This is a genomic window from Pseudomonas sp. PSE14, assembly GCF_029203285.1.
In the GTDB taxonomy this organism is placed as follows: Bacteria; Pseudomonadota; Gammaproteobacteria; order Pseudomonadales; family Pseudomonadaceae; genus Pseudomonas.
This window is the reverse complement of record NZ_CP115669.1, coordinates 947,651-973,686: the sequence shown is the minus strand read 5'-3', so window position 1 is coordinate 973,686 and position 26,036 is coordinate 947,651. Positions and strand designations below refer to the sequence as shown.

Annotated in this window: 23 protein-coding genes and 1 tRNA gene; 13 read left to right on the top strand and 11 right to left on the bottom strand. The window is 65.5% G+C overall.

All coding sequences use genetic code 11. The features are described from left to right. Positions 1 to 22: 22 nt before the first annotated feature. Together rpmA and rplU are read right to left on the bottom strand one after the other, a co-directional pair. Positions 23 to 280 (bottom strand): 50S ribosomal protein L27, encoded by a 258-nt coding sequence (gene rpmA / locus O6P39_RS04570; RefSeq protein WP_009617551.1) that lies wholly within the window; start codon positions 278 to 280, stop codon positions 23 to 25. Between the two features lie 22 nt (positions 281 to 302). Next, positions 303 to 614, bottom strand: a complete 312-nt coding sequence (gene rplU, locus O6P39_RS04565) for a 50S ribosomal protein L21 (RefSeq protein ID WP_017521623.1) — start codon at positions 612 to 614, stop codon at positions 303 to 305. A 241-nt stretch (positions 615 to 855) separates the two neighbouring features. Here rplU and O6P39_RS04560 point away from each other — a divergent pair, with 241 nt between their 5' ends. Both O6P39_RS04560 and O6P39_RS04555 read left to right on the top strand, forming a co-directional pair. Next, the gene (locus tag O6P39_RS04560) at positions 856 to 1,824 is read left to right on the top strand and encodes a polyprenyl synthetase family protein (RefSeq protein ID WP_275610233.1); all 969 of its coding nucleotides are present in this window, start codon (positions 856 to 858) and stop codon (positions 1,822 to 1,824) included. A 169-nt stretch (positions 1,825 to 1,993) separates the two neighbouring features. Continuing rightward, positions 1,994 to 2,218, top strand: coding sequence for a hypothetical protein (locus O6P39_RS04555; RefSeq protein WP_017521625.1), 225 nt, complete (start codon positions 1,994 to 1,996; stop codon positions 2,216 to 2,218). Between the two features lie 140 nt (positions 2,219 to 2,358). On the opposite strand, the gene O6P39_RS04550 is transcribed toward O6P39_RS04555, so the two are convergent. The 6 genes from O6P39_RS04550 to O6P39_RS04525 all read right to left on the bottom strand — a co-directional run bounded on the left by O6P39_RS04550 (position 2,359) and on the right by O6P39_RS04525 (position 7,524). Next, positions 2,359 to 2,976, bottom strand: coding sequence for an FKBP-type peptidyl-prolyl cis-trans isomerase (locus O6P39_RS04550; RefSeq protein WP_275610232.1), 618 nt, complete (start codon positions 2,974 to 2,976; stop codon positions 2,359 to 2,361). 76 nt (positions 2,977 to 3,052) lie between these two features. Further along, on the bottom strand, positions 3,053 to 3,349 hold the full coding sequence (locus O6P39_RS04545; RefSeq protein ID WP_275610231.1) for a DUF6482 family protein: 297 nt from the start codon (positions 3,347 to 3,349) through the stop codon (positions 3,053 to 3,055). Between the two features lie 123 nt (positions 3,350 to 3,472). Beyond that, positions 3,473 to 3,967 (bottom strand): TIGR00645 family protein, encoded by a 495-nt coding sequence (locus O6P39_RS04540; protein WP_275610230.1) that lies wholly within the window; start codon positions 3,965 to 3,967, stop codon positions 3,473 to 3,475. A gap of 152 nt (positions 3,968 to 4,119) precedes the next feature. Beyond that, positions 4,120 to 4,461 (bottom strand): hypothetical protein, encoded by a 342-nt coding sequence (locus O6P39_RS04535; protein WP_275610229.1) that lies wholly within the window; start codon positions 4,459 to 4,461, stop codon positions 4,120 to 4,122. A 165-nt stretch (positions 4,462 to 4,626) separates the two neighbouring features. Next, on the bottom strand, positions 4,627 to 7,104 hold the full coding sequence (locus tag O6P39_RS04530) for an AAA family ATPase (RefSeq protein ID WP_275610228.1): 2,478 nt from the start codon (positions 7,102 to 7,104) through the stop codon (positions 4,627 to 4,629). Between the two features lie 96 nt (positions 7,105 to 7,200). Then, complete coding sequence (locus tag O6P39_RS04525; protein WP_275610227.1) at positions 7,201 to 7,524, bottom strand: TraR/DksA family transcriptional regulator; 324 nt, start codon at positions 7,522 to 7,524, stop codon at positions 7,201 to 7,203. 220 nt (positions 7,525 to 7,744) lie between these two features. Here O6P39_RS04525 and O6P39_RS04520 point away from each other — a divergent pair, with 220 nt between their 5' ends. Both O6P39_RS04520 and O6P39_RS04515 read left to right on the top strand, forming a co-directional pair. After that, positions 7,745 to 8,233 (top strand): DUF3015 domain-containing protein, encoded by a 489-nt coding sequence (locus O6P39_RS04520; protein WP_275610226.1) that lies wholly within the window; start codon positions 7,745 to 7,747, stop codon positions 8,231 to 8,233. A 61-nt stretch (positions 8,234 to 8,294) separates the two neighbouring features. Continuing rightward, complete coding sequence (locus tag O6P39_RS04515) at positions 8,295 to 10,160, top strand: DUF4105 domain-containing protein (protein ID WP_275610225.1); 1,866 nt, start codon at positions 8,295 to 8,297, stop codon at positions 10,158 to 10,160. Between the two features lie 13 nt (positions 10,161 to 10,173). On the opposite strand, the gene rtcR is transcribed toward O6P39_RS04515, so the two are convergent. Next, entirely contained in the window at positions 10,174 to 11,775 is a 1,602-nt protein-coding gene (gene rtcR / locus O6P39_RS04510; RefSeq protein WP_275610224.1) for an RNA repair transcriptional activator RtcR, read from the bottom strand. A gap of 285 nt (positions 11,776 to 12,060) precedes the next feature. Here rtcR and O6P39_RS04505 point away from each other — a divergent pair. The 7 genes from O6P39_RS04505 (at position 12,061) to O6P39_RS04475 (ending at position 17,625) form a co-directional block, all read left to right on the top strand. Then, positions 12,061 to 12,133, top strand: a tRNA-OTHER gene (locus tag O6P39_RS04505). Between the two features lie 351 nt (positions 12,134 to 12,484). Then, positions 12,485 to 13,630: a slipin family protein gene (locus O6P39_RS04500; RefSeq protein ID WP_275610223.1), complete on the top strand. Its 1,146-nt coding sequence runs from the start codon at positions 12,485 to 12,487 to the stop codon at positions 13,628 to 13,630. 31 nt (positions 13,631 to 13,661) lie between these two features. Next, complete coding sequence (locus tag O6P39_RS04495) at positions 13,662 to 14,060, top strand: zinc-ribbon domain-containing protein (RefSeq protein ID WP_275610222.1); 399 nt, start codon at positions 13,662 to 13,664, stop codon at positions 14,058 to 14,060. Continuing rightward, the gene (locus O6P39_RS04490) at positions 14,057 to 15,277 is read left to right on the top strand and encodes an RtcB family protein (protein ID WP_275610221.1); all 1,221 of its coding nucleotides are present in this window, start codon (positions 14,057 to 14,059) and stop codon (positions 15,275 to 15,277) included. Before O6P39_RS04495 ends, O6P39_RS04490 begins: the two co-directional genes overlap by 4 nt. Before the next feature lie 53 nt (positions 15,278 to 15,330). Further along, positions 15,331 to 16,137: a nucleotidyltransferase domain-containing protein gene (locus O6P39_RS04485; RefSeq protein ID WP_275610220.1), complete on the top strand. Its 807-nt coding sequence runs from the start codon at positions 15,331 to 15,333 to the stop codon at positions 16,135 to 16,137. Beyond that, positions 16,137 to 17,162, top strand: coding sequence for an RNA 3'-terminal phosphate cyclase (rtcA, locus tag O6P39_RS04480; protein WP_275610219.1), 1,026 nt, complete (start codon positions 16,137 to 16,139; stop codon positions 17,160 to 17,162). Before O6P39_RS04485 ends, rtcA begins: the two co-directional genes overlap by 1 nt. A 103-nt stretch (positions 17,163 to 17,265) precedes the next feature. Continuing rightward, positions 17,266 to 17,625: a hypothetical protein gene (locus O6P39_RS04475; RefSeq protein ID WP_275610218.1), complete on the top strand. Its 360-nt coding sequence runs from the start codon at positions 17,266 to 17,268 to the stop codon at positions 17,623 to 17,625. Positions 17,626 to 17,775: 150 nt separating this feature from the next. On the opposite strand, the gene gdhA is transcribed toward O6P39_RS04475, so the two are convergent. Further along, entirely contained in the window at positions 17,776 to 19,110 is a 1,335-nt protein-coding gene (gene gdhA / locus O6P39_RS04470) for an NADP-specific glutamate dehydrogenase (RefSeq protein ID WP_275610217.1), read from the bottom strand. Positions 19,111 to 19,323: 213 nt separating this feature from the next. Between gdhA and O6P39_RS04465 the strand changes: the two genes are divergently transcribed. After that, a complete protein-coding gene (locus O6P39_RS04465) occupies positions 19,324 to 19,623 on the top strand; it encodes a hypothetical protein (protein ID WP_275610216.1) in 300 nt (99 codons plus the stop codon). Positions 19,624 to 19,690: 67 nt separating this feature from the next. On the opposite strand, the gene ettA is transcribed toward O6P39_RS04465, so the two are convergent. Continuing rightward, positions 19,691 to 21,355 carry an energy-dependent translational throttle protein EttA gene (gene ettA, locus O6P39_RS04460; RefSeq protein ID WP_275610215.1) on the bottom strand — a complete coding sequence of 555 codons (1,665 nt, stop codon included), beginning with the start codon at positions 21,353 to 21,355 and terminating at the stop codon, positions 19,691 to 19,693. A 384-nt stretch (positions 21,356 to 21,739) separates the two neighbouring features. Between ettA and O6P39_RS04455 the strand changes: the two genes are divergently transcribed. Then, positions 21,740 to 25,906 carry an EAL domain-containing protein gene (locus O6P39_RS04455; protein ID WP_275611886.1) on the top strand — a complete coding sequence of 1,389 codons (4,167 nt, stop codon included), beginning with the start codon at positions 21,740 to 21,742 and terminating at the stop codon, positions 25,904 to 25,906. Positions 25,907 to 26,036: the final 130 nt, after the last annotated feature.

Below are 26,036 nucleotides of genomic sequence, written 5' to 3'. Positions count from 1 at the left end.
GGCTTTTTCAGTGAGGGCTCGCTTAGGCAGCGACGACGCTTACATAGCGACGGCCAAAGGCGCCTTTCACTTCGAACTTGATCACGCCGTCGATTTTCGCGAACAGGGTGTGATCCTTGCCCATGCCAACGCCGTAGCCAGCGTGGAACTGGGTGCCGCGCTGACGCACGATGATGTTGCCTGCTTTCACAGCCTGGCTACCGAACAGCTTCACGCCAAGGCGTTTACTTTCGGAATCGCGGCCGTTGCGGGTACTACCGCCAGCTTTTTTGTGTGCCATGAGTCAATCTCCTGAAAAGGAATTAGGCCTGGATGCCGGTGATCTTGATTTCAGTGAACCACTGGCGGTGGCCCTGACGCTTCATGTGGTGCTTGCGGCGGCGGAACTTGATGATGCGCACTTTGTCGTGACGACCGTGGGAAACCACTTCAGCGGTCACTTTCGCGCCTTCTACCACCGGCAGGCCGATCTTGACGTCATCGCCATTGGCGACCAGCAGAACGCGATCCAGGTTGATCGCTTCGCCGGTGGCGACGTCGAGTTTCTCGACCTTGAGGAATTCGCCTTCGGTGACTTTGTATTGCTTGCCACCAGTAACAATTACTGCGTACATCTGGATGTCTCCGTTAGACCTGCTCACCCGACGCTTTATAGAAAGAGGAATCGGTCGGCATGGCTGCATGGGGCCGGAAAGGACGCCCGTGCAATTGCGTAAGGCAGGGTATGCCATGGAAGTTCGGGGCCGCGATTGTACGCAAAGCGATTGCCCGGATCAAGCCTCCCGGGGCCTTGCCTTGACAGCCCTACCCCCGGCACCTAGCATGCCGCGCAATCTACGAGGAGCGCTGTCTTTCATGCAACCCCAGGCTTTCTATCGCGTGGTGGCGGACGACTTCACCGCCGTCGACGGCATTATCCGCCGCCAGCTCACTTCCCGCGTTCCCCTGGTGGAAAAGATCGGCGATTATATCATCTCCGCCGGCGGCAAGCGTCTGCGCCCCCTGCTGGTGCTGCTCTCGGGCAAGGCCTTGGGCTACTCGGGCGATGATCTGAAGCTGCTGGCCGCTACCATCGAGTTCCTGCACACCTCCACCCTGCTGCACGACGACGTGGTCGATGCCTCCGGCCTGCGCCGCGGCCGCGCTACCGCCAACGCCCAGTGGGGCAACGCGCCGAGCGTGCTGGTGGGCGACTTCCTCTATGCCCGCTCCTTCGAAATGATGGTCGAGCTGGGCTCCATGCCGGTGATGCGCATCATTTCCCAGGCCACCCGCGTGATCGCCGAAGGCGAAGTGCTGCAACTGACCAAGGTGCGCGACGCCAGCACCACCGAAGAAACCTACATGGAAGTCATCCGCGGCAAGACCGCAATGCTCTTCGAAGCCTCGACCCACAGCGCTGCCGCGCTGGCCAACGCTCCGGCCGAGCAGTCCGAAGCGCTGCGCCTGTTCGGTGATGCCCTGGGCATCGCCTTCCAGCTCGTCGACGACCTGCTCGACTACCGCGGCGACGCCACCACCCTGGGCAAGAACGTCGGCGACGACCTGGCCGAAGGCAAACCCACCCTGCCGCTGATCGCCACCATGCGCGACGGCACCCCGGAACAGGCCGCACTGGTGCGCAAGGCCATCCAGCAGGGCGGCAGCCAGGACCTGGAAGGCATCCGCGCCGCCGTCGAGGCCGCAGGCGCCCTGGACTACACCGCCAACCTGGCCCGCGAGTACGCCGCCCGCGCCATCGACTGCCTGAAGGTGCTGCCGGACAACGAATACCGCGCCGCACTGATCGAGCTGGCCGAGTTCGCTGTCGCCCGCACACACTGATCCGCCGTTTCGCAAAAGCCCGCCCCGGTTCGCCGCGGCGGGCTTTTTGTTGCCCTTCTGTTGACTCGGAGCAAGGGATCATCGTCCGCGCAGAAAAATCTTCGATTGGGACTTGCTATTACGATAATAAGAATTATTCTCAATAAACGATTCACACGGAGGAACTGCCATGACCTACATGATCGACGCCTGGCTGGATCGCCCGCATCCCTACCTGCGCATCCTGCATCGGGATACCGGGGAAGTCTGCGCGGTGCTGGAGGAAGAGGCGCTGGACGAGCTACGCGAACAGGGCGGACTGGAGCTCTCGGAACTCTCCACCAGCGAGCCCGGCGTGCTCAAGGAACTGGTGCGCAACCTGTTCCTGTTCTGTTACGCCCGCGCACTGCGCTGAGGCGCTTGGGGGATTACGGCGGCGCCGGATGCGTCGTCAGTGCTCCGCCGCCCGGGAGGCGGATGCACAAAGGGGCGCCGGAGCGCCCCTTTTTCCTGCGGAGTTGCCAGGGACGGCACTCCGCAGTGAACCGCCCGATATCAGAGGATATCCAGCAGCTCGACGTCGAACACCAGCACGCTGTGCGGCGGGATGCTGCCGACAGCCTGGCCGCCATAGGCCAGCTCGCTCGGCACGTGCAGACGCCACTTGCTGCCAGCATTCATCAGCTGCAGGGCCTCGACCCAACCGGCGATCACGCCGCCCACCGGGAATTCAGCCGGCTGGCCACGCTCGTAGGAGCTGTCGAACACGGTGCCGTCGACCAGGGTGCCGTGGTAGTGGGTACGCACGGTGTCTTCGCGGGACGGCTTGGCGCCTTCGCCTGCGACCAGCACTTCGTACTGCAGACCGGACGGCAGGACGGTCACGCCTTCACGCTTGGCGTTGTCCACCAGGTACTCACGGCCAACGGCGGCGGCGGCTTCGGCTTTCGCCTGGGCTTCGGCCTGCATGCGCTCGCGAATCACCTGGAAGCTGGCGGACAGGGCTTCGCCCGGCACGCGGCTTTCCACGCTGGCATAGGCGTCGGACAGGCCGGCCAGGATAGCGTCGAGGGACATGCCCGGAACCGGGTTCTCGCGCAACTGGTCGCCGAGCTGACGGCCGATGCCGTAGCTGACGCGGGCTTCGTCGGTGGAAAGGTTGAGTTCGCTCATGGCGGCGCTCCGCTGGGGGTTCAAAAAAGGGCCGCCAGCCTAGCACAGATGATTCGCCGCCCCCACCGCCGCAGGCCTAGTGCAGCGGGATGAGCACGCCATCGCCGATATCGAGTTCCTCCTGCATGCCGACCATTTCGTCATGCACCACCGCGTGCACCAACCGGAACGGTACCGTCGGCACGGCATGCAGCACCTCGCGGGCATGCTCGACGGAGCGCACGCTGAGCACGTGCCCCATCACGTCCTGGACCGGATAGAAACGGCCGCCCATTCGGGCCTCCAGCACATAGATATCGCCTTCCAGCGACACCAGGTTGATTTCGTCGATATCCCCGGCCAGAGAGCGATTGGTCAGTTCCTCGAGGTTCATGGGGTACCTCCTGCACGTGGCGTCATGCAAAAAGTCTTGTACAGCTACCCGTCACCGCAAGGCGGAAACGCAGCCGCCCGTCCGTTTCACAACGGCCGGGCGGCTGGAGGGAGCCTTTCGGGATCAGTGGTCGTGGCGCGTGGCCTTGTCCAGGTAACCCATGGCAAACGCGGAGAGGACGAAGGTGAGGTGGATGATCACGTACCACATCAGCTTGTTGTCCGGGACGTTCTTGGCGTCCATGAAGATGCGCAACAGGTGGATCGAGGAGATCGCCACGATGGAGGCGGCCACCTTGTTCTTCAGCGAACTGGCGTCCATCTTGCCCAACCAGCTGAGCTTCTCCTTGCTCTCGTCGATATCCAGCTGGGAAACGAAGTTCTCGTAACCGGAGAACATCACCATCACCAGCAGGCCGCCAACCAGCGCCATGTCGATCAGCGACAGTAGCACCAGCACCAGGTCCGCCTCGGCGATGCTGAAGATGCTTGGCAGGATGTGGAGGATTTCCTGGAAGAACTTGATGGTCAGGGCCAGTAGCGCCAGCGACAGGCCGATGTAGATCGGCGCCAGCAGCCAGCGGGCGGCGTACAGGGAGTTTTCGACGAAGCGTTCCATGGCTCTCGAGGGGCTGTTCGGAAGGTGCGAAGTATAGCTGAAGGCGATTTCGGAGCTGACCCGTATTTCTGTGGACAAATATGTCGACTGCCCGGGATCGGCAGGCGAAAGCCAGGCAGCACGAGCGTCCGTTGCTCAGGCGGCGTCCCGCATCAGGATTCGGGACGGAACTGATAGTTCCCGAGATTGCGGCTGCGCTCACCATTCAGACGGCGCAGCTCGGCTTGCAGGTGCAACTGCCAGATCGGTGGATCGCAAGCCTTGATATAGCCCTGCTGGGCCAGGCAGTCGGAAATCGCTTCAAGCACGCCTTCGGCGACGAAGGGCCCGAAGAACGGGCCTTGCGCCTTGATGGCGGTGGGTTGTGCACCGGCCATGCCGGCCGCGCACAACAAGGTCCAGAGTCCATTCTCTCCGGCCAACGGCCTGATCGCGCATTCGATTCGCGTGGTCAGCCCCAGACAGGGGCGGATAAGGCAGAGGTTACGCGGCATGGCGGCACCCTCGCGGCGGTCCTGAGTTCGAGACTACACCCAGGTTCCGACACGCGAAAGCGCCGTTTTATCCACGCAGGCTGTGGATAAGCATGTGAACTGCACGGGGGCAGTAGCGCCGGAGCGCCGCCCCGCGCGGTGCGGAGCCGCCTGATCAGGTTCTGCTCAGTCGGCGTCCTTCTTCTTGCGCGCCCGCTCCTTCTCCACCGGCGCCTTCGCCGCCTTGGCCTTCGCCACGGCTTCCTTGACCGGCTTTTCCTTCTCGTCCTCCTCCATGCCCAGCTCGGAAATCTCCTTCAGGCGCTCGACGACACGGGCATTCACGCTGCCCTTGGGGAAATTGCCCTTGGCATCCGGCGCACCGGCCGGTTGGCCGACCAGCAGGCTCAGCGCCTCGTCGGCCTGGCGAACAGCGTAGATATGGAACTGGCCGTTGCGAACCGCCTGCAGCACACGCTCATCGAGCATCAGGGTACTGACGTTGGAGCGCGGGATGATGACTCCCTGCTCGCCGGTCAGGCCACGGGCCTCGCAAAGACGGAAGAAGCCCTCGATCTTCTCGTTGACCCCGCCGACCGCCTGCACCTCGCCGAACTGGTTGATCGAGCCGGTGATGGCGAAGCACTGACGCAGCGGCGTGCGCGACAGCGCGGAGATCAGCGTGCAGACCTCGCCCAGCGAGGCACTGTCACCGTCCACGTAGCCATAGGACTGCTCCAGGGCGATGCTCGCGGAAATCTCCAGCGGGAATTCCTGCGCATAGCGGCTGCCCAGGTAGCCCGTCAGGATCATCACGCCCTTGGAGTGGATCGGCTGGCCGAGGCTCACCTCGCGCTCGATGTCGACGATGCCGCTGCCGCCGGGGTAGACGGTGGCGGAAATCCGCGCCGGCACGCCGAAAGCCGAGTCACCGACTTCCAGCACGGTCAGGCCGTTGCACTTGCCGACCGCGGCGCCTTCGGTATCGATCAGGATGATGCCGGCCAGCATATCGTCGAGGATGCGTCCGGACACCCGTCCGGTGCGGGTCTCCTTGGCCTTCAGGGCGCGCTCGATGTGGCCGAGGTCGGTCACCGTCTCATTCGCCAGCTGGCGGATGAAATCCGCCTCGCTGACCAGCTGGAACAGGTCGCTGATGCGCGCCGACAGGCGCCCCTGGTGCTCGGCCAGGCGCGCGCTATAGGTCGCCAGGCGGGCGACGGCGGCGCTGGTCAGCGGCGCCAGGCCCTCTTCCGAGGTGCGGGTTTTCAGCAGTTGGGCGAACTGTTCGAGGCTGTCCTCGCCCAGCGGGATGTCTTCGTCGAAGTCCACCAGGACGCGGAACATCTCCTGGAAGTCCGGATCGAGATCCTGCAGCGTGTAGTAGATCTGCCGCGAACCAATGATGATCACCTTGATGTTCAGCGGGATCACCTGCGGCGTCAGGCTCATGGCCGCCAGGCGGCCCAGTTCTGCCAGCGGCGACTCCATCTTCAGCTGGCGCGAATGCAGCGCACGCTTGAGCGCATCCCAGACGAACGGCTCGCTGAGCAGCTTCTCCGCCTCCAGCACCAGGAAGCCACCGTTGGCGCGGTGCAGCGCGCCCGGACGCAGCTGGCGGTAGCTGGTGTACAGCGCGCCCTGGTCGGAGGCGTACTCGATGCGGCCGAACAGGTTGTCGTAGGTCGGGTGCGACTCGAAGATCACCGGCGCACCGCTGGTGGCATGGTGGCCGATCACCTGGTTGGGCGCGTACTGCTCCTGCAGGCCCAGCTTGCGCTGCGGATCGGTGCGGTCGGAGTCCACCAGTTGGTCGACCACGGTCTTCAGCAGGTTCAGCTGCATCGCCTGCAGGTAGGCGCTGACACCGGAGTTGTTGTTGTACTTCTCCACCAGCGGCGCCAGCAGCGGCTGCAGGGCGAGGGTGATGGTTTCTTCGTTGAGCTGGCGCAGCTGGTTGCTGGACTCGCGCTTCCACTGCGGCAGGCTGGCCAGTTCTTCGTTCAGGTGCTCTTCCAGTTCAGCGATGTCGGCGTGGAAGCGCTCGCGCTCGGCCTCGGGCAGTTGGGCGAATTCGGCTTCGTCCAGAGCCTTGCCGTCGCTCATCGGGGTGAAGGCGATGTTGGCGCTGTCGCGGTACAGCGCGACGTCCTTCTCCAGCGCCAGGCGCTCGACGGTGTCCAGGGCCTTGTCGTAGCGCTGGTTAAAGGCGCGGTCGATGGCGCTCTTCTTCTGCTGGTAGGCCGGGTTCTCGAACACCGAGGGGAAGGTGGCGAGCAGATTGTCGATCAGGTGATCGAAGTCGGCGCCAAAGTCCGCCGCGCTGCCCGGCGGCAGCTCGATGGCACGCGGCTCGCGGGATTCATCGAAATTGTTGACGTAGACCCAGTCCGCCGGGGTCGGCAGACGCTTGCCTTCGGCCTTCAGGTAGCGCTGCACGAACGAGAAGCGACCGGTGCCCGGCTCGCCCATGACGAACACGTTGTACCCCGGACGCGGCATCGCCACGCCGAACTGCAATGCCTCCACCGCGCGCTCCTGGCCGAGTACGCCGAGGAAGGGCTCCAGTTCGTCGGTGGTGGTGAAGGGGAATTGTTCGGGGAAGAAGGGACGGGTCAGTTCATCGGGCGCCAGGCGCAGGCCTGCAGCAACGGAATCGGGCATCGGAAATCCTTGCTTCGGGCGGCACGAAGCCGCGGAGAGTTGCCCGCATTCTCGCGCCGCCCGCGCGCCACTGGCAAGGCGGTATTGGTGACAGTTTCAGTCCACTTCATCGGCGCAGCGCAGGCAGTGCTCCGCCGCCGGCAACGCCTGCAGCCGACGCGCCTCGATGGGCTCTCCGCAGCGCGCGCAGAAGCCGTAGGTGCCGTCAGCCAGGCGCAGGCGCGCCAGGCCGACCAGCCGCATGCCCGCCTCCGCTTCCGCCAGCAGCGCGCGCAGGACGTCGTCGTTCTGCCGCTGCTGGGCCTGCTCGGCGAAGTCCGGCGAATGGGTCCGGCCGAGATCGCGACGGATCGCCTCGGCACGCCGGGAATACTCTATCGCCAGTTGATCCAGGCGCGGACGCGGATCGAAATCGGCCATGGCGACCTCCTTGCAAGGGGAACTCCTTCCAGTGTGGCCCGTTCCAAGACAACCGCCGCTGATGCCGATCAATAACCTGCCGGCGGCGGCAGAAAGCGTGAATATGCCGTACAGGAGAGCACCGGCTTCCTTGACACCCCGAGTTCATTCCTAAAAGCTTCAGGCGGCGCTGTTTGCTGTCAGCGACACCTGCCCGTATTCAAGAAAAGAGAGAAAAACGATGAAAAGGATTCTGATCGGTACCCTCCTCGCCACCGCCTCCCTGAGTGCTATGGCCGACGCTCCCGGTAGCGACGGCTGCGGCTGGGGCAACATGCTCTTCAAGGGCCAGCGCGGCACCGCTACTCACGTCCTGGCGGCCACCACCAACGGCACCAGCGGCAACAACACCTTCGGCATGACCACCGGCACCAACGGTTGCCACACCAACGGCGCACTGACCTACGGCGGCAAGCCGATGATCGTGCTCAGCAGCATGATGGACGAGCTGTCCGAAGACATGGCCAAGGGTAACGGCGAAGCCCTGACCACCTACGCCGTAGTCCTGGGCGTGCAGCCGCAGGATCGTGCGCACTTCGCCGAAGTGACCCACCAGCACTTCGCCCAGATCTTCAACAAGTCCGACGTCACCGCGGAAGACGTGTACGCCAACACCCAGGCTGTCCTGAAGCAGGACGCCCAGCTGGCCAAGTACGCCGAACAGGCCTGACGGCCACGCGCGAGCCCACCGCCACGGTGGGCTCTCTCCTCCCCTTCCAGTAGCCCCCTCCATGCCCAAACGCCTGTTGCCCTGGATGGCGCTGTGCGCCTGCACCCCACTGTTCGCCGCACCACAGATCGCTCCAGAGCGCCTGCAGGCACTGGCCAGCGAACCCTACTGGCTCGCCCTGGGTCACTACGAACACACCAGGCTGGGCGGCTGGCGCAGCTTCGTCGACGACCCGAAGTTCTTCCTCGCCGCCGACGGCGAGCAGCACCCCGATGCCGAACTGGCCGCTACCGTGAAGGCGCTCTACGCCCCCGCCGAACTCGGCGACAAGCACGCCCAGTGCGTCTACCCAGCGCGCACCCGCTGGCTGCGCCAGCAACTGCAACTCGACGACCTGCCGTCCGTGGCCTGCCAGGAGTACAAGACCTGGTACACCGACATCAATCCGCACAGCGCGGTGCTGGTGTTCCCGGCGGCCTACCTGAACAGTCCATCGTCGATGTTCGGCCACACCCTGCTGCGCATCGACCAGGCCGATGTCGACTCCGACAACACCGCCCTGCTGAGCTACGCGCTGAACTTCGGTGCCTACATCGAGGGCATGGACAACAGCATCCTCTACGCCTGGAAGGGCCTGATGGGCGGCTACCCCGGCCTGTTCGCCCTGGTGCCGTACCGCGAGAAGCTCTCCGAGTACAGCCGGCTGGAGAACCGCGACCTCTGGGAATACCGGCTCAACCTGAACCCTGAAGAAACCGGGCGGATGGTCGAGCACGTCTGGGAGCTCAAGCAGGTCCGCTTCAAGTACTACTTCTTCGACGAGAACTGCTCGTTCCGCCTGCTGGAACTGCTGGAAATCGCCCGCCCCGGCACCGAACTCACCGACCAGTTCCCGCTCACCGCCATCCCCACCGACACCGTGCGCGCGGTGAAGAACGCCGGGATGATCGACCGCATCGACTACCGCCCCTCCCGCGAGCGCGAACTGCTTGCCCGCGGCGCGCCGCTGAGCCACGACGAGAAGGTCCTGGCACACCAACTGGCGGACGATGACCGGCTGCTCGACAGCCCCGAATTCAAGGCCCTGCCCGCCGACCGCCAGGCGCTGGTGCAGGACACCGCCTTCCGCCTGGTGCGCTACCGCGCCACCGGCCAGGAGCGCGACGCCTCTACCGCCTCGCGCAGCTACAACCTGCTCAAGGCTATCAACCAGAACCCGCCGCCAGCCCTGACCGTGGAGCGCCCCGGCCAGCCGGAAGACGGCCATGAATCGCGCACCTGGCAGCTCGGCGCCGGCAGCCGCGACGGCGAAGCCTTTGCCCAGTACGGCCTGCGCATGGCCTACCACGACCTCGCCGACAACCAGTACGGCTTCCCCCTCGGCGCGCAGATCGAAATCGGCCAGATGAAGCTGCGCCAGTACGAGGGCAATCGCTGGCAATTGCAGCAACTGGACCTGGTCACCATCCGCTCGATGACGCCGCGCAACGAACTGCTCAAACCGCTCTCCTGGCAGGTTTCCGGCGGCTGGGAACGGGTGCTCGGCAAGCACAGCGACGACGACCACGACACCCTGGTCGGCCACCTCAACGGCGGCGCCGGCGGCAGTTGGAAGCTCAGCGACGAGCTGCAGGCCTATGCGCTGGGCACCGCACGGATCGAGAACAACCAGGATTTCGCCGCAACCATCGCCCCGGCGCTGGGCTTCGACACCGGCCTGCTGTGGAGCAACCCGCTGGGCAACCTGACCCTGGAAGCCAAGGGCGACTACTTCCACAACGGCGAAGTGCGCCGCAGCCTGAGCTTCGGCCAGCAGGTGGAGCTGGGCCGCAACCTCGGCCTGCGCCTGTCGGCCCAGCGCGAGTTCAGCCAGTTGGCCACCCCGGTCAACGAGGTGATGCTGGAGCTGCGCTGGTACCACTATTGAGGCGCCACGCGCCTCAGTCCTTCAGCGCCGCCCAATCCAGGCCGAACCGCGCGAGGTACTTGCGCAGGCGGTCGGCGTCATTGGGGTTCTGCTTCTCCTGACGCGAAACGGCGAACAGCTGGCGCCCGGCGTCGGACAGGCTACGTGCCTGCCGGCATACCGCGATGACCGCCTCCAGTTGCAGGCGGTCGAACAGGTCCAGCGCCTCGGCGCCTTCGCCCAGTAGCGCCTCTACACTGCCCTCCGACTGCGCGGCGCCCCAGGAAAGCCGCAACCGGCCGATCTCCTCCTCCACCAGCGTCTCATCGATGCGCCCGCTGTCAGCCAGGGTCGCCATGCGTGTGATGGATGCCGACAACTCGCGGAAGTTGCCGCTCCACAACGCCTGCGCCGAGTTGGCGAAAGCCAGGTAGCGCGTGCGCGCCTCGCGGTTGAAGCGCACCAGGCGGCCCTGCTCGCGGGCGTGGCGCTCCAGCTCGAAGTCGATGTTCGGCTCGATGTCTTCGCGGCGCCCGGCCAGGCCCGGCAGATCGAAGGTCCAGAGGTTGATGCGGGCGAACAGATCCTCGCGGAACAGTCCTTGGGCGACGCGCTCGCGCAGGTCGCGGTGGGTGCCGGCGATCAGCTGGAAGTCACTGCCCACCTCGCGGTCCGAGCCCAGCGGAAAGAAGCGCTTCTCTTCGATGGCCTTGAGCAGCATGGCCTGCTCGTCCAGCCCCAGCTCGCCGATCTCGTCGAGGAACAGCATGCCGCCGTCGGCCGAGCGCAGCAGGCCTTCGCGGGCATTCTGCGCGCCGGTGAACGCACCCTTGATGTGCCCGAACAGCGCGGACATGGCGCCATCGCCGCGCAGGGTCGCGCAGTTCACCTCGACGAAACGGCCCTGGAACTGGTGCCGGGCGCGCTTGAGTTCGTAGACGCGGCGAGCGAGGAAGGACTTGCCGGCGCCCGTCGGGCCAATCAGCAGCATCGGCGCGCGGGAGCGCCCGGCGACCCGTTCGATCTGCTCGATGGAACGGTTGAATGCGGCATTGCGCGTAGCGATACCGGACTTGAGGAAGGCCAGGCTCTCCTCCTGCTCGCGGCGGAAGCGCGTGGCAATGCGGTCGTAACGCGACAGGTCGAGGTCGATCACGGCAACCGTCCCTTCCGGGTGCCGCGCCTCATCCTTGCGCCGCGACGGCGAGGCCTGCACCAGCCGCGCCGGCAGGTAGCGCGCCTCGGTCAGGAGGAACCAGCAGATCTGCGCCACGTGGGTCCCGGTGGTGATGTGCACCAGGTAATCCTCGTGCTCGGTATCGAAGGCGTAGCCGGCAACGAAATCGTGGAGCGCGCCGTAGACCTCCTCGAAGTCCCACGGGTTGCGCAGCGCCATAGGCTGCAGGCGCACCTCAGTCTCCGGCGAGATGTGCCGGACATCGTCGGCGATGCGCTCGGCCAGGCTCACGTCCCGTGCATCCAGTCCGTGGATCAGTTCCAGGCGGTCGATCAGCAGGTCCTGCTGCTGGCACAAGCCAACGGTGGGCCGCCACTTCTGCCAGCGTGCCGCGCCCTTGCCGACGCGATCCAGGGTCGAGCCAAGGAAGCCAATGGCGACGGTTTTCTTCGTCTGCATCTTTTATCCAAAAAGATAAATACCGATTCAAGGATATCCATAAATCAGGAAAACCACCAAGTCGTAGCGGCATACTGAAAACCAGTAAAAATAATTAAATCGTTATTTATCAACAACTTGAATAAAAACTCAGGCAGACCAGGACAAACCTGGCACGTCCCTCGCTATATCCCTCTCGACCGCATCGCTGATGCAGCCCACGGGCAGGGACTCCAACTCCCGCCGGTGCCCGAGCCCACCCCTGGTGTTGGCTTCGCGCATGCCGCTGCAGCAGTCACGGTCGATGGCGCGGTAGCTCAGCCTGGTAGAGCACTCCCCTTGGAGGGAACCGTCGCAGGTTCGAATCCTGCCCGCGCCGTTCGATAGCTCAGTCCGGTAGAGCAGCCATCGAAGGAATGGCCTGTCGCGGGTTCGACTCCCGCTCGAACACTGCCCTGTTAAGGCAGCTACTCATGAATGCAACACCCCGCCGGTGCGGCAACGGGACATGCGCCAGCAGCCAGGATGGCTGAACAACGCAAGGGACCCGAAGCCACCGCCGGCCCGCCCGGTACGCGAATCGGGCTTGCGACAAGGCAGGTGCTGGCCGAAGGAATCGGTCACCTGGACAGGACGTCCGCAGTGCCCGCCTCTCGCAGGCTCCATCCACGCCACCCGGCGGGCCGGCGAGCACCGGCACCAGGACAAAGAGAAAAGAAGGAAGAGAGAAATGAAACTGCTGAAGCGCTTTACCGTGAAGAAGAACGAACGCGGCCTGCTGTACGCCGAGGGCGATTTCCTGGCGATCCTCGAGCCGGGCATCCACCGCCATCTGGACCTGTACAACCGCCTGAGCGTGGAAACCTTCAGCCTGAACACCCCGTTGTTCGAGCACCGCCTGGCCGGTTATCTGCGCCAGTCCGAACCGGTGCTCGTCGAACGCTACTTCACCCGTATGGACCTCTCCGAGAACGAGGCAGGCCTGCGTTTCGAGGACGGTGTGCTGGCGGAAATCCTGCCGCCGGGCAGCCGCCGGCTGTACTGGAAGGGCCAGACCGAACAGCGCCTGGAGCGCATCGACCTGAGCCAGGACTACCGACTGGCCGCCCCGCTGCTGGCCCAACTGAGCCAGCCGAACCTGCGCGGCCGCAGCCTCGCCGGCCTGGATGCGGTGCTGATGGCACAGGTGCCGGCCTACCAGGTCGGCGTGCTGAAGGTCGACGGCGCGGTCATCGAACTGCTGCCGGCGGGCCAGTACGGCTTCTGGCGCTACAACCGCCAGGTGAGCGTGGAGCTGATCGATACGCGCATCCAGGCGCTGGAAGTCAGCGGCCAGGAAATCCTCACCCGCGACAAGGTGAGCCTGCGCCTGAACCTGGCCGCCAACTGGCGCTACAGCGACGTGCTGACGGCGTACTCGCGCCTGTCCAAGCCGCTGGAGCACCTGTACCGCGAGCTGCAGTTCGGCCTGCGAGCGGCGGTGGGTACGCGCTCGCTGGATGAGCTGCTGGAGAACAAGCAGCTCATCGACGAGTCGGTCGGCGCCCACCTCGCCGAGCGGTTGGCGGGCACCGGCATCGAGGTCAGCGGCCTGGGCGTGCGCGACATCATCCTGCCGGGCGAGATGAAGGCGCTGCTGGCCCAGGTGGTGGAAGCGGAAAAGGCCGCACAGGCCAACGTGATCCGCCGCCGCGAGGAAACCTCGGCGACCCGCTCGCTGCTGAACACGGCCAAGGTGATGGAAGAAAACCCCACCGCCCTGCGCCTGAAGGAACTGGAAACCCTGGAACGGGTGGCCGAACGAATCGACCGCATCTCGGTATTCGGCGGCCTGGATCAGGTATTGAATGGACTGGTAACGCTGAAGCAGGCCTGAACAAGGCCTGTCCGGCAAAGAGGAAGGCGCCATGAAAAGCAACAAGCAACGCCGCCAGGAAATTCGTCTGGCGCGGGAGCGGCGCAAGGCAAAGAGGGCTCGGCCCGCCGAACAGCCCATGGCCCCGGTCGCTCCTGTCGGCACCTTCCCGGTCACCCGCTCCGAGCTGGCGCCCTACAACAGCTATGGCGATCCGCTTTTCGTCCAGCGCGGCTGGTATGAGGATAAAACCTTTAGCTGCCAGGACTGTGGAGCCCGGGAAACCTGGACCGCCGCACAGCAGAAATGGTGGTACGAGGACTGCAAAGGGCAGGTCTACTCCACCGCGATTCGCTGCCGGGCGTGCCGATTGAACAAACGAATTCGCGACGGCCGGGCGCAACCCGCATCCGGCCGGCTCGCCACCGAACAGAAGAGAGTCAAAGCATGAGCAACAAGACCTTCCAGCTGCTGGAAGTCACCAACGGCAAGCCGATCAAGCTCTGGACCCAGGGCGTGCCGGTCGAGGACGACGCCCGCCAGCAACTGATGAACACCGCAAAGATGCCGTTCATCTTCAAGCACCTGGCTGTGATGCCGGACGTGCACCTGGGCAAGGGTTCGACCATCGGCAGCGTGATCCCCACCCGGGGCGCCATCATCCCGGCAGCAGTTGGCGTGGATATCGGTTGCGGCATGATCGCCGCGCGCACCTCGCTGATGGCCGCCGACCTGCCGGACAACCTGCATGGCCTGCGCAGCGCCATCGAGAAGGCCGTGCCCCACGGCAAGACCTTCGGCCGCCGCGACCAGGGCGCCTGGGAAAACGTGCCGGATCACGCCGATGACGCGTGGAAGGCGCTGGCCGGTCGCTTCAAGGCGATCACCACCAAGTACCCGAAGCTGGAGAAGACCAACAACCGCCACCACCTGGGAACCCTCGGGACCGGCAACCACTTCATCGAGGTCTGCCTCGACGAGGCCGACCGCGTGTGGTTCATGCTGCACAGCGGATCGCGCGGGGTGGGCAACGCCATCGGCAACCTGTTCATCGAACTGGCCCAGGCCGACATGCGCCAGCACATCGCCAACCTGCCGGACCGCGACCTGGCGTACTTCGAGGAAGGCAGCCGGCACTTCGACGACTACGTGGAAGCCGTGGGCTGGGCCCAGGACTTCGCCCGGCAGAACCGCGAGCTGATGATGCGCGCGGTGATCGCCGCCGCGCGGCAAGTGATCCGCAAGCCGTTCGAGGCCAGCCTGGAAGCGGTGAACTGCCACCACAACTATGTACAGAAGGAACGCCACTTCGGCGAAGAGGTGCTGGTGACCCGCAAGGGCGCGGTGTCCGCGCAGAAAGGCCAGCTCGGCATCATTCCGGGATCGATGGGCGCCAGGAGCTTCATCGTCCGCGGCCTGGGTAACGAGGAAGCCTTCTGCTCCTGCAGCCACGGCGCCGGCCGGACCATGAGCCGCACCAAGGCGAAGAAGCTGTTCACCGTGGAAGACCAGGTGCGCGCCACCGCCCACGTCGAATGCCGTAAGGACAAGGACGTGATCGACGAGATCCCCATGGCCTACAAGGACATCGACGCCGTGATGGCGGCCCAGCGCGAGCTGGTGGAAGTGCTGCATACCCTGCGTCAGGTGGTGTGCGTGAAGGGATAGCGCGAGGCGCGCCGAATACGGCCCGCCTCGACTGCAAGACAAGGAATCGGAAGATGAGCAAGGAAGAACGACATCCACTCCCCGCCGCCATGCGCGAACGGGTGCTGGAAGAACTGGAAAGACTGGAACAGGAGCGCGACGTCACCGTGCTCTACGCGTGCGAATCCGGCAGCCGTGCCTGGGGCTTCGCCTCACCGGACAGCGATTACGACGTGCGCTTCGTCTATGTGCATCAACCGGAGTGGTACCTGCGCGTGAGCGAGCCGCGCGACGTGCTGGAGCGTCCGCTGACCGACGAGCTGGACCTCAGCGGCTGGGAGCTGCGCAAGACACTGCGTCTGCTGCGCAAATCCAACCCGACGCTGCTGGAATGGCTGGACTCGCCGCTGGTGTATCGCTGCGAGGCCGCAGCGACTGACGGGTTGCGCCAACTGGCGCAGGCGTTCTACTCGCCCGCTGCGGCGCGGGCGCACTACCTGTCGATGGCGCGGAAGAACTTCCGTGGCTACCTGCAAGGGGCGGAAGTTCGCTACAAGAAGTACCTCTACGTGCTGCGCCCGTTGCTCGCCGTACGCTGGATCGACCTGGGGCTTGGCATGCCGCCCATGGTGTTCGAAAGCCTGCTCGAAGCCACCCTGCACGATGCAGCGCAACGGGCCGAGGTGGACGAGCTGCTGACGCTCAAGAGGCGGGCCGTGGAGGCCGAATACGGGCCGGCACGCCCGGCCCTGCATCGGTTGATCGAAGCGGAATTGCAGCGGGCGGAAACACTGAGCGCGCCGCGCGAAGGGAGCAACGACATGTCGCGGCTGGATGAGTACCTGCGCGAGCAGGTATGGACGTACGCAAGGAGTACGTGATGAACAAGGACAGGATCGAACTCGATGGCGCCGAAGGCGGCGGCCAGATCCTGCGCAGCGCGCTGAGCCTGTCGATGATCAGCGGACAGCCGCTGCGCATTATCAACATCCGTGGCCGGCGTTCGCGGCCAGGGCTGTTGCGCCAGCACCTCACGGCGGTGCGGGCGGCGGCGGAAATCTGCGGCGCGACGGTGGAAGGCGCGGAGCTGGGTTCGCGCAGCCTGACCTTCCGTCCTGGTGCGATCCTCGGCGGCGACTACCGCTTCGCCATCGGTAGTGCGGGCAGCGCCGTGCTGGTGCTGCAGACCCTGCTGCCGGCGCTGCTGTTCGCCGACGCACCGAGCAGCCTGGCGATCAGCGGTGGCACCCACAACCCGCTGGCGCCGCCGGCCGATTTCATCGAGCGCACCTGGCTGCCACTGCTGCGGCGCATGGGTGCGAGGGTGGATTTCGAGCTGCTGCGCCACGGCTTCATGCCGGCGGGAGGCGGCGAGCTGGTGGTGAGGGTGCTGCCCAGCGAGCTACAGCCGTTGCACCTGATGGTCGCTGGCGCCGAGCGCTCCCGCTCGGCCCGCGCCCTGCTGACGGGCGTACCCGGCCACGTTGCCGAACGCGAACTGGAACGGGTCCGCCGCCACCGTGGATGGAGCGCCGCCAACACCAAGGTAGTGCGCCTGCCCGAGGACCAGGGGCCGGGCAACGCCCTGCTGCTGGATATCGAGTGCGAGCACCTGACGCTGGTGTTCTGCGCCTTCGGCCAGCCGGGCGTCAGCGCCGAGCGGGTTGCCGGCCAGGCGCTGCAGCAGGCGGATGCGTGGCGCACCAGCGGTACCGCCGTCGACGAACACCTGGCGGATCAGTTGCTGCTGCCGATCGCCCTGGCAGGCGGCGGCAGCTTCACCACTCCGCTGCTGAGCGATCACTTGCGGAGCAACCGCGCGGTAATCGAAGCTTTCCTGCCCGTACGAATCGACTGCCAGGCCCATTCGGCAGGTGGCCAGCACATCCGCATCACACCGGTTTGACGCGTTCCTCACAGCTCGCCGGATAGATTGCTGACACGTCCCCTGCCGGGACGTGCCTCTCCATCCGGCGCGTGCGCCCGCCCATTGGCACACGGGAGTTCCCATGGCGCCCCGCGCCATCCTCATTCTGCTTCTGCTCGCACCGCTGGCCGGCTGCGAGACCACCCACCAGACGCTCATCGCCCAGGGCTATCCGCCCGCCTACGCCGACGGCTTCGACGACGGTTGCAGCAGTGGTCGCCAGGCGGCGGGTGCCATCACCGGTGAGTTCCGCAAGAGCGTGCCGCGCTACCTGGCGGACAAGCAGTATGCGTTGGGCTGGGGCGACGGTTTCCAGCAATGTCAGGGGCAGTACGTCAGCCAGGAGCGCCAGCGCTATGAGTCGCAGCGCCAGAGCGATCGTGACCGCGAGTGGAAACAGGAGAAGGACCGCGCACTAGGGCGCGCCCTGCGTGGCGAATGAAACGTCGATATCGCAAACCCGTAGGAGCGGACTCCGTCCGCGATGCTCGTTCGCTCGGGCGATCGCGGACAAAGTCCGCTCCTACGGCATGCTCCTCAACTGGAATGAAAAACGGGCCCGATGGGCCCGCTCTTCATGCTGCCGGAATGATCAGACCACGCCCTGCGCCAGCATGGCGTCGGCGACCTTGACGAAGCCGGCGATGTTGGCGCCTTTCACGTAGTTGATCCGGCCATTCTCTTCGCCGTAGGCGACGCAGGCATGGTGGATGTTCTGCATGATGCTGTGCAGGCGCTGGTCCACTTCACCGGCGGTCCACAGCAGGCGCATGGCGTTCTGGCTCATTTCCAGGCCGCTGGTGGCCACGCCGCCGGCGTTGGAAGCCTTGCCCGGTGCATAGAGGGTGCCGGCCTCGAGGAAGATATCCACAGCCTCCAGGGTCGACGGCATGTTGGCGCCCTCGGCCACGCAGACACAGCCGTTGGCCAGCAGGGTGCGCGCGTCGTTGGCATCCAGTTCGTTCTGGGTGGCGCAGGGCAGCGCGATGTCGCAGGCGAGCGCCCACGGACGCTGGCCGGCGAGGAAGCGCAGGCCGGGGCCGGACATTTCGCTGAGACGACCACGACGGACGTTCTTCAGCTCCATGACTTCCTCCCACTGCTCCAGGGTCAGGCCCGCCTCGGCGAACAGGGTGCCTTCGGAATCGGACAGCGAGATCACCTTGCCGCCCAGTTCCATCACTTTCTGTGCCGCGTACTGGGCAACGTTGCCGGAGCCGGAAATCGCCACGCGCTGGCCGTCGAAGCCGCTGTCGCGCGCCTTGAGCATTTCCTGGGCGAAGTACACGCAGCCGTAGCCGGTGGCCTCCGGGCGGATCAGGCTGCCGCCGTAGGCCAGGCCCTTGCCGGTCAGCACCGAGGTGAATTCGTTGGACAGGCGCTTGTACTGGCCGAACAGGTAGCCGATCTCGCGGGCGCCCACACCGATGTCACCGGCCGGCACGTCGAGGTCCGCGCCGACATGGCGGAACAGCTCGCTCATGAACGACTGGCAGAAGCGCATGACTTCGGCGTCGCTCTTGCCCTTGGGGTCGAAGTCCGAACCGCCCTTGCCGCCGCCCATGGGCAGGGAGGTCAGCGAGTTCTTGAACACCTGCTCGAAGGCCAGGAACTTGAGCACGCCCAGATTCACCGAGGGATGGAAACGCAGGCCGCCCTTGTACGGGCCGATGGCGCTGCTCATCTGCACGCGGAAACCACGGTTGACTCGCACACGACCGGCGTCATCCACCCACGGTACGCGGAACAGGATCGCGCGTTCGGGTTCGACGATACGCTCGACGATGCCGGCTTCCAGGTAGTGCGGATTGGCTTCGAGGAACGGCCAGAGGGAGCGCAGCACCTCTTCCACCGCCTGGTGGAACTCGGGCTGATCGGGGTCGCGCCGCTTGAGGCGCTCAAGGAACGAGTCAACGGATTGCGTCATGTCTACACCGGTACTTTTCTGGTTATGTGATGCTTTTTTGCCGGCAGACTCTAACAAGCTGAAACGCACACAGATAGTGCAAGGTGACGCTTTTATGAATCTTTTTGGTGCAAATATATAAACCAAGGCTCGCCGGCATGTGCAGAAAACCAGATTTTTGTATACAAAATCAATAGAAATCGCATGCAAACAAATAGCCGAATGAGGAGCGCCATGACCACCCGACTCGCCGTTCTCCTGCTGAGCACAGCACTCGCCAGTGCCAGCCTTCCCGCCCAGGCGGCCATGAAGCTGGGCAACTTCACCCAGTCCGGGACACTGCTGGTGGCGGATACCTTCGACAGCGAGACGCTTCACAAGTCGGACTTCAGTACCGACGACCTCAAGCGCATGGCCCGGCAACTCGAAGAACAGCAGCGCACCCTGGCGGACCAGGCACGGCTGATCGACAAGCTGGAGCGCCGGCTGGAAGAGCAGCAACGCGCGCTGGACGATCTCAAGCGCAGCCGCTGAAGAGCCGGGAAGAAAAACGCGGAAACGAAAACGGGGCCCGAAGGCCCCGTTTTCATGCAGCAGCGGCTTACGCCAGCTTCTTGTAGCGCACGCGGTGCGGCTGGGAAGCCGCGTCGCCCAGACGCTTCTTGCGGTCGGCTTCGAACTCGGTGTAGTTGCCTTCGAAGAAGGTCACCTTGCCGTCGTCCTCGTAGGAGAGGATGTGGGTGGCGATACGGTCCAGGAACCAGCGATCGTGGGAAATCACGATGGCGGCGCCGGGGAAGTCCAGCAGTGCTTCTTCCAGCGCACGCAGGGTTTCCACGTCGAGGTCGTTGGACGGTTCGTCGAGCAGCAGCACGTTGCCGCCCTGCTTCAGGGTCAGGGCCAGGTGCAGACGGCCACGCTCACCACCGGAGAGGTCCTTGACGAACTTCTGCTGGTCGGCGCCCTTGAAGTTGAAGCGGCCGACATAGCTGCGCGACGGGACTTCGTAGTTGCCGATCTTGATCTGCTCGAAACCGTCGGAGACCTGCTCCCATACGGTCTTGGTGCCTTCCAGGCTGTCGCGGCTCTGGTCGACGCTGGCGATCTGCACGGTATCGCCGATCTCGATGGTGCCCGAGTCCGGTTGCTCCTTGCCGGTCAGCATGCGGAACAGGGTGGATTTACCCGCTCCGTTACCACCGATCACGCCGACGATGGCGCCCTTGGGAATGCTCAGGGACAGGTCGTCGATCAGTACGCGATCGCCGTAGCCCTTGCAGACGTTGTGCAGCTCGATGACCTTGTCGCCCAGGCGCGGACCGGCCGGGATGTAGATCTCGTTGGTCTCGCTGCGCTTCTGGAATTCCTGCGACTGCATTTCCTCGAAGCGCTGCAGACGGGCCTTGGACTTGGCCTGACGGCCCTTGGCGCCCTGGCGCACCCATTCCAGTTCGGCCTTCATGGCCTTGGCGTGGGAGGCTTCCTGCTTGGCTTCCTGGGCCAGACGGTTGGCCTTGGATTCCAGCCAGCCGGAGTAGTTGCCTTCGAACGGGATGCCGTGGCCACGGTCCAGTTCCAGGATCCAGCCAGCGACGTTGTCGAGGAAGTAACGGTCGTGGGTGATCGCCACCACGGTGCCCGGGAAGTCGTGGAGGAAGTGTTCCAGCCAGGCGACGGAGTCGGCATCCAGGTGGTTGGTCGGTTCGTCCAGCAGCAGCATGTCCGGGGCGGACAGCAGCAGACGGCACAGTGCTACACGGCGCTTCTCGCCACCGGAGAGGTGTTCGATCCTGGCATCCCACGGCGGCAGGCGCAGGGCGTCGGCGGCGACTTCCAGCTGGCGCTCCAGGTTGTGGCCGTCGGAGGCGTGGATGATGGCTTCCAGCTTGGCCTGCTCGGCGGCCAGGGCGTCGAAGTCGGCATCCGGATCGGCGTAGGCGGCATAGACTTCATCCAGGCGGGCCTGGGCGGCCTTGATCTGGCCGACAGCCTCTTCGACGATTTCACGCACGGTGGCCTGCGGGTCGAGCTTGGGCTCCTGCGGCAGGTAGCCGACGTTGATGCCCGGCATCGGGCGGGCTTCACCTTCGATCTCGGTGTCGACGCCAGCCATGATGCGCAACAGGGTGGATTTACCCGCGCCGTTCAGGCCGAGCACGCCGATCTTGGCGCCGGGGAAGAATGACAGGGAGATGTCCTTGAGGATTTCACGCTTGGGCGGTACGACTTTGCCGACCCGATGCATGGTGTAGACGTATTGAGCCATGGATACCTGACTTCTGAGATGAAAAGTGATCGGAATGAGCCGGAATGGACTGCGGCAGTGCCGGCGCTGCTGGCCGGATACGGTGGAGCGCCCCACCGGCGGGCGCAGAAGGCCGGTTCAGGGCCTTCGCGCGAATCATGGCGCGGTCATGTTTACCCGCGCGCGTGCGGCAAAGCTACCGGAATGGGCCAGGAAGGGCAAACGACGCTCGTCGGCCGTACTGGCACATCGCCGTACTTCCGGGCATCCTAACCGTGCCGAATTCCGCCGTATCGCCCCCCAGGTAACAGGTCCTTGTCTACAACACCCCGCCCATCCCCGGACACCCTGACCCGACCTGGCCGCGTGGCGACCCGGACCGCCCTGTTGCTGCTGGTGCTGCTGATGCTCGGCCTGCTGGCCTGGCAGCTGCACCAGGAGTTCCGTAACCAGGAGCGCTTCGAACGCGAGCGAGTGACGCTGCACAGCGAGCAACTGGCCCAGCGTATCTCGCTGACCCTGGAGCTCAAGGCCATGGCTGCGCAGGCCCTGCTCAAGCAACGCGACGACCGCGGCGACATCGACGGCGAGCCCGCCCTGCTCAGCGGGCTGCGCCGCATCTATCCGGCCTTCCACAGCCTGGTGCGCCTGGGCAGCAACGGCGTACCGCGGCGTGACTCCGCCATCGGCTTCAAGGACGCAGCCTTCCTGGTCGCCCTGCGCGAGCGCGGCGGCCACCAGGACTATCACTACGCCTTCAGCGAAGAGAACGGCGGCGTGTTCTACATCTGGCTGCGCGCCACCGAGCCCGGCGAAGGGGACAGCATCATCCGCCTCGACGAGCGGCTCGCCCGCCGTGGCTGGAGCGCGCAACTGCGCCCGAATGCGCCGCCGTGGATTCTCGAAGACCAGGTACGGCACAAGGTCCTCGGCCGTTCCAGCGGTTCGCGTCCCGGCCCGCTTACCGCCGCCTCGCCGCTGGAACAGGCGCAGAGCCTCGCCGCACTGCCGATCCCGAACACCGACTGGCAATTGCGCCCGCTGTTCGACGCCCAGCGCGTGCGCACCGCGCTGCTGCCGCGGCTGGTCGGGGAACTGGCGCTGCTGCTGTTGCTCGCCGGCGTCACCGGCGGCGCCCTGCTGCGCCTGCAGCGTGAACAACAGAACCTGCGCGCGCTGACCGTCGACTCCCAGCAACGCCTGCGCCAGGCCGCGCAGGCGCTGGGCGCCATCGACGAACGGGTGCTGGTGACCCGCGCCGACGGCCGCCTTGCCTACCTCAACCCGCAGGCGGAGCAACTGTTCGGCATCCCGGCCGACCAGGCCGCCAACCATCATCTGCTGGAACTCCTGCCGGGGCTGGGCGCCCAGCAGGGCGGCGAGGCCAGCCTGCTGGACAACGGCAGCACAGAACTGGTCCGGGTCACCCACACCGGGCAGGCGCGCCTGTTCGCGGTCAGCCGCCGCCCGCTGGACGACAATCCCCTCGCCGCCGAGCTGCCATGGCTGCTGCGCGACAACTTCGCGCATGGCGGCCAGGTCTGGGTGCTGCGCGACGTCACCGAGGAGCAGCAGGCGCTGCACATCCTCGAAGAGACGCGGCGACGCTACCAGGACATCTTCGACGGCGTCGGCGTCGCCCTCTGTGTGCTCGACCTGTCGGCATTGCGGCAGAACCTGGTGGACCTCAACCTGCGCCGGCAGAACGATCTGCAGGACTGGATTGCCGCGCAACCCGAGCGCCTGCCCGGGCTGCTGCGCCAGGTGCGCATCACCGAAATCAACAACGTCGCCAAGCGCCTGATGGGCGTCAGTACCACCGAGCAGGCCTGGCAGGTGCTGTTCGGCAGCGCCGGCATGCGCCCGGACGGGGTGCGCAGCAAGATGCTCGACGCGGTGCTGGCCGGCCACGGCATGATCGAGCTGGAAGCCTGCATCCAGACGCGCCAGGGCGAGCAGCGCCACCTCTGGCTGCAACTGCGCGTGCCGGAGATGATCCAGGACTTCCACGCGGTCACCCTCAGCCTTTCCGACATCACCTCGCGCAAGCAGGTCGAACTGTCGCTGGTGGAGCGCGAGAAGTTCTGGTCCGACGCGGTGCGCGCGGTGCCCGACACCCTGTACATCCACGACATCGCCGCGCGCCGGGTGATCTTCAGCAATCACAACCTCGGCTACCAGCTCGGCTACAGCGCCGACGAACTGCGGGCGATGGGCGAGCGCTTCTGGGAAAAGGTCCTGCACCCGGACGACGTCGAATACTACTGGCGCGTGCGCAACCTGCAGCAGGTGGTGGGCGACGGCCTGCTGCTCGACAGCCAGCTGCGCTGGCGCCACCGCGACGGCAGCTGGCACTGGTTCGACGTCCGCGAGCAGGCCTTCACCCGCGATGCCGCCGGCCGCGTGGCCCGGCTGATCGGCGTGGCCAAGGACATCACCGACACCGTCGAGGCGCACAACTCCCTGCGCGAGAGCAGCCGCCGCTACCGCATGCTGGCCGAGAGCATCAGCGACGTGATCGTCTCCACCGACGCCCAGGTCAAGCTCAACTATGTCAGCCCGTCGATCCAGCAGGTGTTCGGCTACAGCGCCGACTGGGTGCTGCACAACGGCTTCCAGCAGGTGGCCGCCAACCCGGCGCAACTGGAACGCCTGAGCGCACTGCTGGAGCGGCTGCACGACGCCATCGGCGAGCCCACGCGCCTCGCCGAACTGCGCGAGAACACCGAGCCGCAGCTGTTCACCCTCGACTGCATACATGCCGATGGGCACAAGATTCCGGTGGAGCTGCGCATCGCCCTGATGTGGGACGACCACGGTTGCTTCGAGGGCCTGCTCGGCGTCGCCCGCGACATCAGCCAGCAGCGCCGCGCGGAACGCGAAATGCGCATGGCCGCGACGGTATTCGAGCACTCCACGGCGGCGATCATGGTCACCGACCCGGTCGGCTACATCGTGCAGATCAACGACTCCTTCACCCGCCTCACCGGCTACCAGGCCGAGGAAGTGCTGGACCAGCTGCCGCGCCTGCTCACCGCCGACCGCCAGGAGGCCAACCAGCTCAAGCACGTGCTGGACAGCCTGCGCAAAAGCGGTAGCTGGGAAGGCGAGATCCTGCAGAAGCGCAAGAACGGCGAGCTGTATCCGTCCTGGGTCGGCATCACCGCCGTGCACGACGAGGAAGGCGACCTGGTGAGCTTCGTCTGCTTCTTCAGCGACATCAGCGAGCGCAAGGCCAGCGAGCGGCGCATTCACCGCCTGGCCTACTACGACGCCCTGACCCACCTGCCCAACCGCACGCTGTTCCAGGACCGCCTGCACACCGCGCTGTTGCAGGCCGAGCGGCACCAGCAGTGGGTGGTGCTGATGTTCCTCGACCTCGACCGCTTCAAGCCGATCAACGACTCCCTCGGCCACGCCGCGGGCGACCGCATGCTCAAGGAAGTGGCCGAGCGCCTGAGCCACTGCGTCAGCGACGACGACACCGTGGCGCGCATGGGCGGCGACGAGTTCACCCTGCTGCTGCCCGGCCAGGGCGACCGTGAGCGGGCGCTCCGGCAGGCGATCCAGGTGGCCGAGCAGATCCTCGCCAGCCTCGCCCGTCCCTTTACCCTCGAAGGCCGCGAATTCTTCGTCACCGCCAGCATCGGCGTGGCGCTGTCGCCGCAGGACGGCGCCGAGCTCAGCCAATTGATGAAGAACGCCGATACGGCGATGTACCACGCCAAGGAGATGGGCAAGAACAACTTCCAGTTCTACCAGGCCGAGATGAACGCCCGCGCGCTGGAGCGCCTGGAACTGGAAAGCGACCTGCGCCGCGCCATCGAGCAGGAAGAATTCATCCTGCATTACCAGCCGCAGTTCACCGGTGACGGCCGCCGCCTCACCGGTGCGGAGGCGCTGCTGCGCTGGCAGCATCCCAAGCGCGGGCTGATCCCGCCGACGGAGTTCGTCCCGGTGCTGGAAGAGCTCGGCCTGGTGGCCCAGGTCGGCGACTGGCTGCTGGAGCAGGCCTGCCTGCAGCTCAAGGCCTGGCACCGCGACAAGGTGCGGGTGCCGAAGATCTCGGTGAACCTCTCCGCCCGGCAGTTCGCCGACGGCCAGTTGGGCGAGCGCATCGCCGGCATCCTCCGCGACACTGGCATTCCGCCGGCGTGCCTGGAGCTGGAGCTGACCGAAAGCATCCTGATGAGCGACGTGTCCCAGGCCATGCAGATTCTCCGCGGTCTGAAGCGCCTGGGCCTGGCGATCGCGGTGGACGACTTCGGCACCGGCTACTCCTCGCTCAACTACCTCAAGCAGTTCCCCATCGACGTGCTGAAGATCGACCGCAGCTTCGTCGACGGCCTGCCCCACGGCGAACAGGACGCGCAGATCGCCCGCGCCATCATCGCCATGGCCCACAGCCTGAACCTGATGGTGATCGCCGAGGGCGTGGAGAGCCACGATCAGCTGGAGTTCCTGCGCCAGCACGGTTGCGACGAGGTGCAGGGCTTCCTCTTCGGCCGCCCGGTGCCGGCGGACCAGTTCGCTGCGCTGTTCGCCAGCAATGCCATCTTCCTGCTGGGCTGAGGCCCTGCGGTCTCCCCGCAGAGGTACGGCCTGCTCCTACATCCGGCCCGCCATCGGTGTTGAACCGCTCCCAATTCCGCGCGCCTACTGGCCTTGAACCCCGCTTGTCAGCCACATGACCGCCTTTCAT